Below are 14,976 nucleotides of genomic sequence, written 5' to 3'. Positions count from 1 at the left end.
CAATTTGCCGATGTGATCGCCATGCAAGAACCAGGACTTAACGACCAGACCGTTGCCAGTTCAACCGATACCGCCGGCGCCACACGACACCCCCGGCCCGCGCGGCTCAGGAGGGGCGAACGTCTCGATCTCTTCGAGGTCCGCCGCCACCTGGTCGCGGTCCGCTCGAGCCACGCCGAGAATCCGGCCCTGACCCGCCGCATCAACCAGATCCTGATCCGGATCTCCTGCCTCCAGGAGATCAGCGACCGCCGGCAGGACCGGCGTCTGAGGCAGGCCCTCGACCAGATCTCGCGGGGATCGCAGTCCGAGCACTGAGCTCTCGTCCTTCACGGGTCATGCCCGACACCTCCCCGGCTCCGATCGCTCGGCAGGCGGAAAACGGCCGAGACCGGTTCACTAGAGCGTGTCGGGAGCGGTCGTCCAGCGCAGATGCAGATTGTCTGCGACGCGGCGCCTTGTATAGAATCGTCGCGACGAGAGTTTACAGGAGAGCCAGGATGAAAGCCTTCCTACTGGCCTGCGTGGCGACGATCGCGATCACGGCCGTGTCCATTGGCGTGCTGAACCGCGTGCAGCAGCCGGTCGAACAGGCCTTTGCGACGACCGGCGTGCGGCTCTAGAGACGAGACCGGGAGGGCCCTTATTCCGCCGGCGCGGCGGCGTGGCCGGATTGCGAGGGGCTGGAGCCCGATTGCGCCGTCTGCTGCTCGAGCCACAGGCTGTGGTGCTCGCGCGCCCAGTTGACGTCGACCTCGCCCGAGCCCATCGCCTCGAACGCGCCCTCCATCCCGATCGTGCCGATATAGATGTGCGCTATCATGGCGGCGACGAACAGCACGCCGACGATGGAGTGGACGATCTGGGCCATCTGCATGCCTTCGATCGCCGTCACATAGAATGGGAACATAAGCACGTAACCGGTCGCCGCGACGAGCCCGCCGCCGATCACCACGATCCAGTAAATCGCCTTCTGGCCACCATTGAAGCGATTGGCCGGCGGGTGGTCATGACCGAACAGGCCGCCGCCGCGCTTGGCCCATTCGAGATCGACCTTGTTGGGGATGTTGCCGCCGATCCACATCAGGAAGATCAGGACAACGCCGATCGTGAACGGGAAGCTCAGATAATTGTGGGCATATTTCGCCCATTGCGACCATTCGGAGAACGCCTGGAAGCCGATCAGCGGCAGCAGCAGCGGCCGGCCGAAGGTGATGTTGAGGCCTGAGATCGCCAGAATGATGAAGCAGGTCGCGGTCATCCAGTGCACGAAGCGCTCAAAACCGTTGAAACGCACGATGGTGCGGCCCGATCGGCCGCTTTCGAGGCGAACCATGCCGCGGGTGAGATAGAAGATCACGATCACGGCGAGCATGCCGATGATGGCGATGCCACCGATCCAGCGCAGCGCAACGTTGCGGAATTCACGCCACTCACGTCCTTGCGGCTGAACGAGCACGCTGGAACGCTGGTCGGGGATGCTGACGCGGCCCTGGATCCGGTCCAACTCCTGTAGCAACTGCCGCTCATTGACCGAGCTCGCGGTCGGGTTGACCTGTTGGGCGCCGAGTGGCGCAGGCGCCGCCATCACCAGCAGGAGAAGCGCAAGAGCGCCGAACGCGAGGCGAACAAACCTTCCAAACGACGCCATCAGCTCCTCCCGGATATCCACCCGCCCCAGATTTCTGCCCGTCTCAGGATTCGATCGACTCGCGATAGGCCGTCTTCCAGCCCCAGGCGCCCGAGCCGTAGCCGCGCCGGGTCACCCGTTCCTTGTAGATCTGGGCGATAATCTCGCCGTCGCCGGCGAGCAGCGATTTTGTCGAGCACATCTCGGCGCAGAGCGGCAGCTTGCCTTCGGCAAGCCGGTTCGCGCCGTATTTCTCGTATTCCTCCTTGCTGCCGTCGGCCTCGGGGCCGCCGGCGCAATAGGTGCATTTGTCCATCTTGCCGCGTGAGCCGAAATTCCCGACCTTCGGGTATTGCGGCGCACCGAAAGGACAGGCGTAGAAGCAGTAGCCGCAGCCGATGCAGAGATCCTTGGAGTGCAGCACCACGGCATCCGCCGTGGTGTAGAAGCAGTTCACCGGGCACACCGCAGCGCACGGCGCATCCGTGCAGTGCATGCAGGCCATCGAGACCGAGCGTTCGCCCGGCTTGCCGTCATTGATGGTGACGACGCGGCGCCGGTTGATGCCCCAGGGCACCTCGTGCTCGTTTTTGCACGCCGTCACGCACGCGTTGCACTCGATGCAACGGTCGGCGTCGCAGAGAAATTTCATACGTGCCATCGTCGTTGCTCCTTATGCCGCCGCGATCTGGCAGAGAGTGACCTTGGTCTCCTGCATGTTCGTCGCAGGATCGTATCCGTAAGTGGTGATCGTGTTCGCGCTTTCGCCGAGCACGATCGGATCGGTGCCCTTCGGGTAGGCGCTGCGAAGATCCCTGCCTGCGAGCCAACCGCCGAAATGGAAGGGCATCCAGGCAACGCCCTTGCCGACGCGCTCGGTGACGAGCGCCTTCATCCTCGCCCGGGAGCTGTTCTCGGCGCCCGTGACCCAGACCCAGCCACCGTCCTTGACACCGCGCTCGGCGGCATCGGCAGGATTGATCTCGATGAACATGTCCTGCTGCAATTCGGCGAGCCAGGGGTTGGTGCGCGTCTCCTCGCCGCCGCCCTCGTACTCGACAAGACGACCCGAGGAGAGGATCAGCGGGAACTGTTTTGCGATCCCCTTCTCCAGCGCGGCCTTCTGCACGGAGAAGCCGATATTGGGCATCCGGAACTGCTTGGCATCCGGCATCGTCGGATATTTCGCGACCAGGTCGACGCGCGGCGTGTAGATCGGCTCGCGGTGAACCGGAATTGGATCGGGCAAGCCAAAGGCATGCATGCGCGCCTTGCCGTTGCCGTAAGGCACGCAACCATGCTTTAGCGCTACGCGCTGGATACCGCCCGAAAGGTCGAGCGACCACGATACCGTGTCCGGATTGGCCGGGTTGATCTTGTTGATCACAGCCATTTCGGCTTCGGTGAGCTCGGTGTCCCAGCCGAGCTTCTTCAGGCTCGCCAGCGTGAATTCCGGATAGCCGTCCTCGATCGCCGAACCCTTCGAGTACGAGCCGTCCGCGAGCAGGCTCACTTTCCGCGTCGTGCCGTCCGGCAGCTTCTCCTCGCGCTCGACGCCAAACCGCGGCCGGAACGTGCCGCCGCCGTCCATCACATGCAGATTGGTGTTGTAGAGCAGCGGCGTGCCCGGATGCTTGACTTCCGGTGATCCCCAACACGGCCAGGGCAGACCGTAATAGTCGCCGCCCACCTCGGGATCGTCCTTGGGCGCCCGCATCGTCAGCATGTCGAACTTCGCCTGGTTCTTCATGTGCGCCTTGAGGCGCTCGGGCGATTGCCCGCAATAGCCGGTGGACCAGCTGCCGCGGTTCATCTCGCGCAGCACGTCCTCCGCCTCAGGCAGATTGTTCTCGACCTTGACGTTCTTGAACATCTTGTCGGCGAAACCAAATTTCTTCGCCATCAGATAGATGATCTCGAGATCGTCCTTCGATTCGAAGATCGGCTTCACGATCTGCTCGCCCCACTGCAACGAGCGGTTCGAGGCAACGCGCGAACCCTTGCACTCGAACTGCGTGGCGACCGGGAGAATGTAGACGCCATCCTTGCGTCCCGCCTCGACGGCGAGCGAGGCCCAGGTCGTCGGATGCGGGTCGGCGATGACGAGCAGCTCGAGCGCCTTCAGGCCATTGAGGGATTCGGGAATGCGGGTGATGCTGTTAGAGGCGTGTCCCTGCACGAACACCGCCCGCACATTGTCCTTCTGCGCCACCTGATCCTTCGGCAGCGTCACCGCGTCGAACCAGCGAGTCAGCGGGATCCCGGGCGCTTCCATGATCTGCTTGGAGTCGAAGCGCGACTTCAGGAATTCATAGTCGACTTCCCAAACCCGCGACCAGTGCTTCCAGGCCCCTTCGGCGAGGCCGTAGTAGAACGGCAGAGTGACGATATCGAGCCCGACATCGGTCGCGCCCTGCACGTTGTCATGGCCACGGAAGATGTTGGCACCCTTGCCCGCTCCGCCGACATTGCCGGTCATCAGCAGCGCGATACAGCTCGCCCGCACGTTGGCGGTGCCGACGGTCTTCTGGGTCTGGCCCATGGCCCAGATCAGTGTTGCCGGCTTCTCGGTGGCAAACATCTTGGCGACACGCTTGAGCTGCTCGCCGGGAATGCCGGTGACACGCTCGACTTCTTCCGGATTCCACTTCTCCACTTCCTTCCGGAGATCGTCGAACCCGTAGACGCGCTGCCTGATGAACTCCTTGTCCTCCCAACCGTTCTGGAGGATGTGCCACATCATGCCGTAGAGCACCGGGATATCGGTGCCAGGCCGCATGCGCACATATTCGGTCGCGTGCGCGGCCGTGCGCGTCAGGCGCGGGTCGATGACGACAAAGTTGGCCTTCTGAAGCTCCTTGCCCTCGAGCAGATGTTGCAACGATACCGGATGCGCCTCGGCCGGATTGCCGCCCAACACAACCTGGGTCTTCGCATTGCGGATATCATTGAAGCTGTTGGTCATCGCGCCGTAGCCCCAGGTGTTGGCTACGCCGGTGACGGTCGTTGAATGGCAGATGCGCGCTTGATGATCGGTGTTGTTGGTTCCCCAGAACGCGCCGAGCTTGCGGAACAGATAGGCGCCTTCGTTGGTCATCTTGGCCGAGCCGAGCCAATAGACGGAATCGGGGCCCGACTTCTCGCGCACGTCCAGCAGCTTGTCGCCGATCTCGCTGATCGCCGTGTCCCATGAGACGCGCGTCCACTGCCCACCCACAAGCTTCATCGGATAGCGCAGCCGCCGATCGCTGTGCACGAGCTCGCGCACGGCGGCGCCCTTCGCGCAATGCGAGCCGCGGTTGATCGGGGAATCCCAGCTCGGCTCCTGGCCGATCCAGACGCCGTTCAGCACCTCCGCCGTCACGGTGCACCCGACCGAACAGTGCGTGCAGATGCTCTTGCGGACGGTCGCCCCTGCGGTGAGCGGACCGGCCATCGCCGCTTCCGCCTTCCGAACACCGCCGAGCGGCATGGTGCTGAGCGCTGCGAGCGCACCGCCCGCGAGGCCGGATTTGCGCAGGAAGCTGCGGCGGTCGAGGCCCCCGGCCTGACCTGCAAGGGACTCGGCGACGGAGCCGCGGCGATCGGAACGCTGATGGGTTCGCTTGATAAGCACGGGCGGCCTCCCTCTCAAACCGGATAGCGATTGACGCGGTAATAGGCCTTCACGTGGTCGGATTCCTTATAGCGCGCCTTGCGCTTCTCATCGTTGTTCTCGCTGTCGGCCTGCGCCGACCCGACCAGCGGAGTCGCGAGCGTCGCGCCGGCGCCGACCGTGCCGATGCCGACCTTGCGCAGGAAGTCGCGGCGTCCGACCTTCGCTTTCGTCTCGTCACTCATCGCATCTCTCCAGGACCGACGCGCGTCGGTCAGTTGGCGAATGTGAATGCTTCCGTCTCGATCTCGATGAAGGCGCGACCGAGCGCGCCGACCGCCCGATAGAAACGGGTGTTTTCGGCGCTCTCCATTTCGGCGAACAGCCGCCCTATCCAGGACGACACGTGTTTTTCGAAGAAGGCGCGCTGGGCCTCGGGCGGCGCATCGAAGCTGCCGCTGGCAAGGCCCGCCATGATCTCGCACAGGATGGCGGCGTTATCCTCGGGCTCGGAATTGTTGGCGACCCGCTCGATGCCGAGCGCAGTCAGGTCCGCGCGCAGGCGCGACAACGGCCGTTCGTTGAGAAAGCCCGTGAGATAGTAGGAGGCGTAGGGCAGCAACTCGCCGCGGCCGAGCCCCACGAAGAGATCGAAATATTCGCGCTCGATCTTCGCTGCGACCGCGCCCGAGGCGGCGTCGGCCAGCGCAGCATGCGCGCGTCCGAGCGGCGTTGCATCACCGGTCAATGCTGCAAGCTGGTCGAGCAGTCTTTTCGACGGCGGTGCGGACAACAGCGTTGCGAGCAGCGCGTATTCCTGCGCCCGTGCCGCATCGACGGGATCGAGCGGCTCTGCGGAATCGGTTTGTTCGCTGTAGAGATCCGGCCGCAGATCGTTACGGGACACGCCGGTCGCGGCTTCGACTGCAACCACCCGTTGTGCGGGCACCTTGGTCCAGTTCGAAACCGAGGGTTGGCTGATGCCGATTTTACGCGCAAGCTCCGCAACGCCACCTGCGGCGCCGATTGCGCGATCAAGACCGTCATCTCGCACGTGGACCTCCCATCCAAGTCCCGTCTGCTTGATTATCGCTTTTGTTACAAAGCAGTAGGCAAATCGTAGTCCCGGTTCCATGGACGGTCAATCGCCTGCCCATAGCCTGAAGCTATAGCCTTTGGTCGCGCGCCTCAGCGCGGCAGAGCACCACCATGGGTGCGAGGCCTGACGGGCTCGGCAAAATCCGCATGCCTCTCGGCCACCGTCGGTTGCGCTGCAGCAGGCATTGTCGGCAGTTCCGGCGCACCCGGGGGCTCGACGACATCGGGTGGGGTTGCCGTATCGGTTTGCTGCAGTTCGGCCGAAGAATCCGCTGGTTCAACGTCCGCGTCAGGCAGTGACTCCACCACCTCCCGCACGCCGCCGACGATGCGATCGACGAGCGCGGCCAGTTCCTCCGAAGTGCAATCCAGCGGTCCAAAGCCCGGCATCGCAGTCGGGTCGTTGAAGTCCCATGCGTTCTCCGCAAGCCCGACGAAGTCGCGAATGGCCGGGTCGGTGGCCCAGGCGCGGCGAAGCGCCGCATGGCTCAACTCCTGTGGAATACCCTTGCGCAGGAAAGCCGTGATGTCGGTCGCCGCAGTGATCTCGTCGATCGACGGCAGGTCAGAAAGGTCGAGCTCGCGCTCATCGTCCTTGGCCGCAGGCGCCGGCGGCGCGGACAGCGCCTCGGCAGGCTTCGCCGGCTCCGCAGGCGCGACGTCCGCTCGCTGCTCGCGCTTGCGGCGGAACCAGCGTGCAAGGAACTCTTCCTCGCTCATTCCTGTCCGCCTTCATGGTCGCGCCGCGCCAGCGCCTCGGGATCGGCGCGCCGTCGCTTGCGCTTGACGAATTCCCGCTCGACATGGTGCTCGACAACGAAGTTTTCAATCGCCTCGCGCAGCACCTCGGGCATCGGCACCGCCTCGACGAGATTGTCGGCGGCTTCGGTAAAGCCTTCGCCTTCCGCGGGATCGGCGGTAACCGCCGTGACGGCATAAGGCCAGGCGCCTTCCGACGGCGACAGCACGGTCCAGATGCTCGGGCTGCCCGAGGCGAGATTGTCGCGATAGCGCGCCGTCTCGGACGGATAGAGATCGACCGTGGCGCTTCCGGCATAGAACAGGGTCGTGCCGTCCTGATCGCGAAGCACGGTCCAGGGTTTTGTGGCCGGCTCGTCCGGCAGCACGGCAATACCGCGCCAGATGAAGTCGACCCAGGGCGAACTGGCCTTGCGCCGCTCGACCACGACGCCGACGGGAATCAACAGCAATGGCAACGCCGCCGGGCTCATGTCACCATCTCCAGGCGCTTCACCGGCAGGCCGGTCAGCAGATTTTGCGGCTTCATCCGGAGCTTCTGATCCGCCGTCATCGACAGGATCAGGTAGACCGGCTCGTCCTCGACATCGTCGAGGGCAAGGGTTGAATCGGCAAACGTCAGACGGAACAACGCGAGCACGCGGTCCGCGCTGGGCTCGTCGAGTTCCTCGCCGCGCCAGAGGCGATCACCAAGGCGGGTGGCATCGGCATCGAGCCCGACATACCAGGTGAGCTTTGCGTCCCTTAGCGCGCGCAGCGGCTCGATCGTGACGTCGAGGCCGAGCAGATGGGAGACCCAGCGCGTCATCGCCTGCGCCAGCGCCGCCGGCCCGCGACCATCAGCCGTGAGGTCGAGGGCCATGTCGAACTGGTCGCTGCGCTGCCAATAGTCCTCGGCATTGTCCTCGCTCAACACGTCGACATCAGCATCGGTCGTGGCGCCCAGCATCGACATCAGCGAGAGCACCGGGGTCGGCGTGCGGCCGCTGACGATCTCCTCGTCGCCAAGCAGCAGGGCCTGCTCATGTGGCAGCACGCGCTGGGTTCGGAAGAACAACTCGGCCGCGCGCAGCACGAACGGATCATCGCAGCCGTCGAGCGCATTACGCAGGATGACGTGCACGAGCTGATTGACGAACAGCGGCGGCAGGTCGTTGGCGCCTGAGCGCACCGATGCAAGATAGGCGGCCTCGAGCGTCGGATGCCGCAGCAGGAGATCGCGAAACGCCAGCACGAACTGCCAGTTCTCCCGGGCATCGGCGTCGGAAATCCCGGCGACTTCGTCGGCGCCGACCGGTTGGCGCGGATTGGCGAGCAATTCGCGGTGCAGCCGGCGTTCGACCGGGCACGCATCCTCCGGCGGCATCAGCTCGGGACGGGCGAAATAGGCCTTCAGGAACTCGTCGGTGACGCAGAGCCCGCCGCCCTCGTCACGATCGAGCAAATGATGTCCGCAGGCGATCCAGAAATCGTTCATCTGTGGCCCGGCTCCCGGCCCAATTCCGCAAGGTTGAGACTGTCGTCAGGCTGGGTGTCTTCAACCACCTCCATGAACGAAAACGCCTTGCTGTGTCCCTGCCCTTCTCGCAATCGCAGCCGGCGGAAGCTTTCGCGCACCCCGCCGTCCTGCGCCACGCGATGGACGGCAATAAGCGATGAGACCGGATGCGTGCAGAGCGATTGGGCGAAAGCGACTTCCTCCTCCGCGGCCGTCCGCGCGGCAGCCATGTCCGGCGCGCCGAAGCGGTCGACGAGTTGTCGGGCCAGGAGTTCGACCAGCCCCTGGTAATCGGCCTCCGTCGCCGGCACGATCTGCGCTAGCGTCGACCAGCCCCAGGATTGCACGCCGAGGAAGCCGCTGCGAAACGCCGCCCGCTCCTTGCCTTCGAGCTTCGCACCATCGCGATCCCAGAAGCGGAAGGCGCCGGAAACCGCCCATTCGCCCGGCTCCGCCGCGACGTCGAACACGAAGGTGTCGGAGGGATCGAGTGCGATGGTGCGCAGGAGCTTCACAGGCGTGGCCCTCCGAGCGCCGGATCGAGCCAGGACGGCGTCGCGAGCGCCTCAACCAGCCGGCTTCGTTCGATCGCGTCCGAGCCAATGCGGCGCGTGAGCAGATCGCCGTGTTCGTCGATGCGCTGGATCGTTTGCCGCTCGCGCGGCATCCGTCCCAGATATTCGCGGGCAACGCCGTCAAAACCCTCGGCCTGCCAGCTGTCGATCGTCAGCATCAGGTGCCGGGCAAAGCTCTCTGTCACCTGCACCGCGCCGGCCTCGCCAAAACCTTCCTGGTCGAGCGCCGAGGCCAGGGGGTGAACCCCCGGCTCGTCGTCGCTCATGGCCACCGTCCGGATCATGGCGCCGAACACCAGCCATTGCGGCGGCTGGTCCTCGTTGGCGGCGGGAGGCCATCCCATGCGCCCACCGCCGATCAGGCCTCCGTCGATCCTGACCGCATCCGGCCAGCCGATCGTGATCGGCTTGTTCGGCGGCGCGTAGGCGCGCAGCGCATCTGACAATGCGACCATGCCGGCATAGAACGCGCGCCGCGCTTCGCGCAGCGGCTCGCCCGGCTCGAGCACCACGGCAAACTCCGCGAGGTCGAAGCGGCCGACATAGACCAGCGTCCCGGCCCCGCTCTCCGGTGCAATGCGGCATGCATGGGCAAAAGCGTCGCCACTCTCGCGCAACCGCACCAATGTGAACGGCGGCGGCAAGTGGATTGGTTCCGCCAGGGAAACGTGGCTCGTTGGGGTCGACGGCAGGCCGTCCTCCGCTTTCCTTTTCTTCCCGATCGATAATGTCTATACGAGGCGAAGAGCCGGCGCGAGTCCACAGTCGGCGCCGGACTAGCGGAGAGGTTAACCTGGAGCAGCCAGCGAAGACCGTTTTGATCTGCTCGTGCGAAGACACGATGCGTCTCGACACGGCCGCGATCCGGCGCGGATGCCCGAACTGCGAGATCAAGAGCTTTCGTCATCTCTGCGGTGCCGAGCTCGACCACTTTCGCAAGGCCGCCACGGCAGATGGCACGCTGACGGTCGCCTGCACCCAGCAGGCGGCGCAGTTTACGGATGAGGCCGGCGAACGGACTGACGCGATCAGCTTCGTCAACATCCGCGAAACGGCCGGCTGGTCGCGCGACGGCGCGCGAGCCGGTGCGAAGATGGCGGCCCTGCTCGCATCCGCGTCCGTCACGACACCGGACTATCCGCTCGTCACCTTGTCGAGCGACGGCGTGGTTTTGATCTATGGGCGCGACGAAGCCGCGATCGAAGCGGGCCGCCTGCTTGCCGATCACCTCGACGTCACGGTCATGCTGAAAGAGCCCGGTGACGCGATGCCGCCGGCTGCAACAGTTTTCCCGATCGTGAAGGGGACCATCCGCTCCGCAAAGGGGCATTTCGGCGCCTTCGAGCTTGCGATCGACGATTATGCGCGTCCCCGCCCCTCCTCGCGCGACCGCTTCGTGTTCGATACGCCGAGAGGCGGCGTCACGTCGCGCTGCGATCTCGTGCTCGACCTCTCGGGCGAGAGGCCGCTGTTTCCGACCCACGATTTGCGCGACGGCTATTTGCGGGCTGCCCCGAACGATCCGGCCGCAATGCTGCGCGCGGTGCTGGCCGCGCGCGATCTCGTCGGCAGCTTCGACAAGCCGAAATACATCGACGTCACGCCTGACCTCTGCGCCCATTCGCGTTCGAAGCGCACGGGCTGCCATCGCTGTCTCGATCTCTGTCCGACGAGCGCGATCACGCCCGACGGCGATCACGTCGCGATCGATCCGAACATTTGCGCGGGCTGCGGCCAATGCGCGGCCGCCTGCCCGACCGGCGCGGTCTCCTACACGCTGCCGCCTGCGGATACGCAGCTGCAAAAGCTTCGCGCCATGCTGCTTGCCTACCATCAGGCCGGTGGCACGAATCCGGTGCTGCTCTTTCATGACAGCCCGCACGGCACGCCGCTGATCGACGCCCTGGCGCGGCATGGCGACGGCTTGCCGGCGAACGTGCTTCCCTTTGCCGTGAACGAGCTCACGCAGGTCGGGCTGGAAGCGATCGTCGGTGCATTGGCCTATGGCGCATCAGCCGTGCGCTTCCTGCTGCGCGCCAAGCCGCGCCACGATCTGACCGGCCTGTCGCAAACGATCGGCATGGCCGAGGCGATCCTTGGCGGCCTCGGATTTGAAGGCCGCCGCGTTGCCACCGTCGAAACCGACGACCCCGACGCGCTCGGCGGCCATTTGACCGGCATCGGCGTACTCGCCGCGGTCTCAACGCCCGCGACCTTCAAGACGGTCGGCAAGCGGCGCGGCCTCCTGCGCTTCGCCTTGAGCGAGCTGCATCGCGTCGCACCGAAACCGGTTGACGTGATCGCCCTGCCGCAGGGTGCACCGGTCGGCGCGATCAATGTCGACATCGCCGGCTGCACGCTGTGCCTGTCCTGCGTCTCGGCCTGCCCGACCGGCGCGCTGCGCGACGATCCCGAGCGGCCCGTGCTGAAATTCATCGAGGATGCCTGCGTGCAATGCGGCTTGTGCCAGAGCACCTGTCCGGAAAAGGTCATCACGCTCAAGCCGCAGATCGATTTTCGCGCGGCCCGCGCGTCTGCCAAGATCATCAAGGAAGAGGAGCCTGCGCTCTGCGTCCGCTGCGGCACGCCCTTCGGCGTCAAGAGCACGATCGACCGTATCGCGGCCAAACTCGAGGGCCGGCACTGGATGTATCCCGCCGGCGACAAGCGGATCGAGGCGCTCCGGATGTGCGCCGACTGCCGCGTCATCGTCATGAGCGAGCAGCAGTTCGATCCGTTCAAGGGCGTCCCCGAACGCGCGCCGCCGCGCACGACGGACGACTATCTGCGCCAGCGCGACAGCAAGGACCAGACGGACAATTGATAATTTTGCAGGGTCGGAAACCAAGGAAGCATCACCATGTCTCGTCTCACTACCGTCTTGTCGACATGCTTGATCTCGATCGCTCTCGCAGGCAGCGCGGCTGAAGCCGCCGCCCCTCCGCTAAACAAGGCGCAAAAGGTCGCCCTCAAGCAGGCGATCGTGGCCTGCAAGGCCGAAGCCAAGGGCAAGAAGATCGCGTGGCTGTCGCGCCGGAAATATGTCAACCACTGCGTCGCCGAGGCGCTGAAGGAGCATCCCAGCATCGACGTCATCCAGGTCCTCAAGGAACATCCGGAGATGCGGGACCTGCCGATGGACAATTGGGATTCGATCTGAGGCGCTTCTGAAGCGGGATGCTTTGCGTTGAACTGGCGCGGCGTCGGGAATTCACCTCTCCCTTGGGAGAGGTCGGCATAGGCGGCCTGTGGCCGCCGTTCTTAAAGGACGCCGATGCTTCGCATCGGCTGAAGCGCCGGATGAGGGGTTACGGTCCCAGTTTGATGCAGCCCCCCTCACCCGATTTGCTGCCGCAAAGCGACCTCTCCCCGCTGGGGAGAGGTGAACCGCGCTCTCCGGACAAGCGAGTCAACCTAATGCCATCGCGCTTCTATCGCGACGTCGCGCGGCCGAGGAAGTCGGTCAGCGCGCGACGATCCTCGGCCGAACCGATGCGCTGCTCCGGCATCTTGGTGCCGGGCGTAAAGGCATTGGGTCCGACCTCGAACAGCTTTGCGACCGTCTCCGGCGTCCAGACAATGTCCATGGTCTTGAGCGCATCGGAGAAACGATAACCGGGCAGAGACGCGATCTTGCGGCCGAAGAGTCCGGCCAGCGTCGGGCCGGCGCGCTGCACCTCCTTGTCAGACAGCGTGTGACAGGCCACACACGCCCGAAACACATCGGCGCCGTGATCGCCGGCATAGGGGGCGAGCGGATCGGCCGGCGTGCCCAGCAGGTTCGAGCCAATGGGATCGCCGGTGCGCGCATTCCAGCGCCTGATCTTGCCGTCGGCGCCGCCCGTCACCAGCGTCTCGCGATCGGCAAGGAACGCGACCGACCACACCGGCAGCCCCGGTCCCACCAGCGTCCGCAACAGGCTGCGCGACTTGCGATCGACGATCGCCACCGTGCCGCCGATGCCGGCGGCCGCGATCAGGGCTCCGTCACCGGAGAGCGCCAGAGCCACGACGGGTGTCGGGCCGACCGCGACCTCGCCCGCCTGCTTGGCGTCGGCGCCGAGCATCCGGAGCTTGCCGTCCGCGGCACCGGTGACGATCTCGCCATCGGGGGCGATCGCCACCGCGTTCAGCGGTGCCGACAGCGTCACCACGTCGGAGGTGCCGTCCGCGAGGCGCCAGATCCGCACCGCCAGGTCATAGCCTACGCTGACGAGCGACTTGCCGTTCGGCGTAAACGCGACGCCATTGACGTTTTGCGAATGCCCTTCGAAGACGCGCGAAGTGCCGTCCGAGAGCGACCAGAGCCGCACCGTGCGGTCCCACGAGGCGGACGCGAGACGCGAGGCATCGGGCGAGACCGCGAGCGCGACGATCGGTCCGGTATGGCCTTCGAGCACCGCGTCCGGTTGCGGTCGGCCCTCCGTCCAGAGCGCGATGCGGCCGTCGGCGCCGGCGGTGGCCATGCGCGCGCTGCCGAGGAACGCGATCGCATTCACCGCATCGCTGTGGAAACGCAGCACCTGCTCGGCCGCCTCGGTCGACAACGACCAGCGGATCGCGGCCGTGTCAAAGCTGCCCGACAGCACCGTCCTGCCGTCGGCCGAAACCGCGATGGCCCGGACCGGACCGCCATGCCCCATCAACTGCGCGCGCGCTGGCTGCGCGGCGAGTGCCAGCAGAAGCGCGACAGCGAGGCGCAAGATGAAATCCATTGGCCTTCCGATGCGTGGGGAGCCCCTTCGCGCTCCATTCTGCCCGAATTCGTGCCGCAGCCAAAGCGGCGCCGAACCGCCTTCGCGTCGGTTCCTTCATTGATCCACCGCAACGAAGGCGCCTGCATTCGGTGCCAGATTGCGACAAGCGGCCGCTTGAGCCGCAAAGCACCCGGTCCCAGAGCGTTTTCGAGCGAAGTGGAGACCGGTTCGCGTGAAGAAAACGCGTCAAAACAAGAATCTAGAGCCCCGTTCCGATTTCATCGGAATGGCTCTAGGATGGTTCAGAGGACGAGCCGGCCATGCACATACGAGCGAAAGCGTATCTGCAAGCAATCGCGCGGTGGCGGAGCGCCCGGGCGCTCTTGTCGCGGCATCAGGATTCCGCGAGCCGGAAAGCCTCGCCGTTCCTCATCCTCGCCGCGACCGCGCTGGCGCTGCTGCTGGCGATCCTCGAAATCGACCTGCATGCCGCCGAGTTGCAATCCTTGGGCTTACTGGGCCATTACGTCGCGATCGATCCGATGCTGCTGAGCCCTTGATGGTGTCTTTAGGGCCTGACGTCGCGCGGGAAGACCAGCGAGCGGTCGTCGAAATCCTGCACGGGCAGTTGATTTGCCTGCGTGGTGCTCGTGCCGTCTCGCGACACCAATCCGACGGTGCCGCCGTCGGGATGAGAATGCGAACGCATTGCGCCGGTCGCAATGGCGAGCAAGGCGGCGGAAACCAGCCCCGAGATCATCAGACGCTTCATGCGAACCTCCATTGGTTCAGCACCCATCGAAGCCTGATTAGTGCGGGACGTGAGGTTCCCTTGTGAGCCGCTTCACACCTCTCTATTCGTTGATCGAAAGGTGATCCCGGCGGCTGCCTAAACTCATTGCTTTACTGCAAAATAGCAGTCTTCGATGCCAGATAACGACCCATACGAAAATGGTTGCTGACGTCGACTTGTGCTCGCCTGCACATCGTCCCGGACAAGGTCAAAGAGACGACGAACTTCAAGCCCAGGCGTACCCAGTCGATTTGCAAGAGCTTTGCTCCTTCGCCATCGAGAGCTGTTTGGCCGAGAAGATCACGAAGCGGAAATTCCAATTAGAAGATGC

General features: G+C 64.9%; 17 protein-coding genes. 5 read left to right on the top strand and 12 right to left on the bottom strand.

Going from position 1 to position 14,976, the window contains the following annotated elements; translation table 11 throughout:
* Window positions 1–21 precede the first annotated feature (21 nt).
* Window positions 22–318 (top strand): hypothetical protein, encoded by a 297-nt coding sequence (locus tag JQ632_RS12135; protein ID WP_212402549.1) that lies wholly within the window; start codon window positions 22–24, stop codon window positions 316–318.
* A gap of 182 nt (window positions 319–500) precedes the next feature.
* The gene (locus JQ632_RS40035) at window positions 501–623 is read left to right on the top strand and encodes a hypothetical protein (RefSeq protein WP_283817669.1); all 123 of its coding nucleotides are present in this window, start codon (window positions 501–503) and stop codon (window positions 621–623) included.
* Between the two features lie 20 nt (window positions 624–643).
* Here JQ632_RS40035 and JQ632_RS12130 read toward each other — a convergent pair whose 3' ends face one another.
* From JQ632_RS12130 to JQ632_RS12085, 10 genes are all read right to left on the bottom strand, one after another.
* Window positions 644–1,651: a formate dehydrogenase subunit gamma gene (locus JQ632_RS12130; protein ID WP_212402548.1), complete on the bottom strand. Its 1,008-nt coding sequence runs from the start codon at window positions 1,649–1,651 to the stop codon at window positions 644–646.
* A 43-nt stretch (window positions 1,652–1,694) separates the two neighbouring features.
* Window positions 1,695–2,291: a formate dehydrogenase FDH3 subunit beta gene (gene fdh3B, locus JQ632_RS12125; protein WP_212402547.1), complete on the bottom strand. Its 597-nt coding sequence runs from the start codon at window positions 2,289–2,291 to the stop codon at window positions 1,695–1,697.
* A gap of 12 nt (window positions 2,292–2,303) precedes the next feature.
* Window positions 2,304–5,246 carry a formate dehydrogenase subunit alpha gene (locus JQ632_RS12120; protein ID WP_212402546.1) on the bottom strand — a complete coding sequence of 981 codons (2,943 nt, stop codon included), beginning with the start codon at window positions 5,244–5,246 and terminating at the stop codon, window positions 2,304–2,306.
* Window positions 5,247–5,260: 14 nt separating this feature from the next.
* Window positions 5,261–5,470, bottom strand: a complete 210-nt coding sequence (locus JQ632_RS12115) for a twin-arginine translocation signal domain-containing protein (RefSeq protein ID WP_212402545.1) — start codon at window positions 5,468–5,470, stop codon at window positions 5,261–5,263.
* 29 nt (window positions 5,471–5,499) lie between these two features.
* A complete protein-coding gene (locus tag JQ632_RS12110; RefSeq protein WP_212402544.1) occupies window positions 5,500–6,279 on the bottom strand; it encodes a molecular chaperone TorD family protein in 780 nt (259 codons plus the stop codon).
* A 134-nt stretch (window positions 6,280–6,413) separates the two neighbouring features.
* Entirely contained in the window at window positions 6,414–7,043 is a 630-nt protein-coding gene (locus tag JQ632_RS12105) for a DUF3306 domain-containing protein (RefSeq protein ID WP_212402543.1), read from the bottom strand.
* A complete protein-coding gene (locus tag JQ632_RS12100; RefSeq protein WP_212402542.1) occupies window positions 7,040–7,555 on the bottom strand; it encodes a DUF3305 domain-containing protein in 516 nt (171 codons plus the stop codon). The genes JQ632_RS12105 and JQ632_RS12100 overlap by 4 nt, the downstream gene beginning before the upstream one ends.
* Window positions 7,552–8,559 carry a DUF6352 family protein gene (locus JQ632_RS12095; protein ID WP_212402541.1) on the bottom strand — a complete coding sequence of 336 codons (1,008 nt, stop codon included), beginning with the start codon at window positions 8,557–8,559 and terminating at the stop codon, window positions 7,552–7,554. The genes JQ632_RS12100 and JQ632_RS12095 overlap by 4 nt, the downstream gene beginning before the upstream one ends.
* Window positions 8,556–9,095, bottom strand: coding sequence for a DUF6505 family protein (locus tag JQ632_RS12090; protein ID WP_212402540.1), 540 nt, complete (start codon window positions 9,093–9,095; stop codon window positions 8,556–8,558). The genes JQ632_RS12095 and JQ632_RS12090 overlap by 4 nt, the downstream gene beginning before the upstream one ends.
* Window positions 9,092–9,799: a biotin/lipoate--protein ligase family protein gene (locus JQ632_RS12085; RefSeq protein WP_212402539.1), complete on the bottom strand. Its 708-nt coding sequence runs from the start codon at window positions 9,797–9,799 to the stop codon at window positions 9,092–9,094. The genes JQ632_RS12090 and JQ632_RS12085 overlap by 4 nt, the downstream gene beginning before the upstream one ends.
* 197 nt (window positions 9,800–9,996) lie before the next feature.
* Between JQ632_RS12085 and JQ632_RS12080 the strand changes: the two genes are divergently transcribed.
* Complete coding sequence (locus JQ632_RS12080; RefSeq protein WP_212402538.1) at window positions 9,997–11,979, top strand: 4Fe-4S binding protein; 1,983 nt, start codon at window positions 9,997–9,999, stop codon at window positions 11,977–11,979.
* Window positions 11,980–12,015: 36 nt separating this feature from the next.
* A complete protein-coding gene (locus tag JQ632_RS12075) occupies window positions 12,016–12,315 on the top strand; it encodes a hypothetical protein (RefSeq protein WP_249151782.1) in 300 nt (99 codons plus the stop codon).
* Window positions 12,316–12,586: 271 nt separating this feature from the next.
* On the opposite strand, the gene JQ632_RS12070 is transcribed toward JQ632_RS12075, so the two are convergent.
* Window positions 12,587–13,870 carry a c-type cytochrome gene (locus JQ632_RS12070; RefSeq protein ID WP_212402537.1) on the bottom strand — a complete coding sequence of 428 codons (1,284 nt, stop codon included), beginning with the start codon at window positions 13,868–13,870 and terminating at the stop codon, window positions 12,587–12,589.
* Window positions 13,871–14,172: 302 nt separating this feature from the next.
* Here JQ632_RS12070 and JQ632_RS12065 point away from each other — a divergent pair, with 302 nt between their 5' ends.
* Complete coding sequence (locus JQ632_RS12065) at window positions 14,173–14,412, top strand: hypothetical protein (protein ID WP_212402536.1); 240 nt, start codon at window positions 14,173–14,175, stop codon at window positions 14,410–14,412.
* 8 nt (window positions 14,413–14,420) lie between these two features.
* Here the strand turns inward: JQ632_RS12065 and JQ632_RS12060 are convergent, their stop codons facing one another.
* A complete protein-coding gene (locus tag JQ632_RS12060; RefSeq protein ID WP_212402535.1) occupies window positions 14,421–14,624 on the bottom strand; it encodes a hypothetical protein in 204 nt (67 codons plus the stop codon).
* Window positions 14,625–14,976: the final 352 nt, after the last annotated feature.

The organism is Bradyrhizobium liaoningense, from assembly GCF_018130955.1.
In the GTDB taxonomy this organism is placed as follows: Bacteria; Pseudomonadota; Alphaproteobacteria; order Rhizobiales; family Xanthobacteraceae; genus Bradyrhizobium; species Bradyrhizobium liaoningense_C.
Note: the sequence above shows the minus strand (reverse complement) of the source record. Positions and strands in the feature narration are given on the sequence as shown.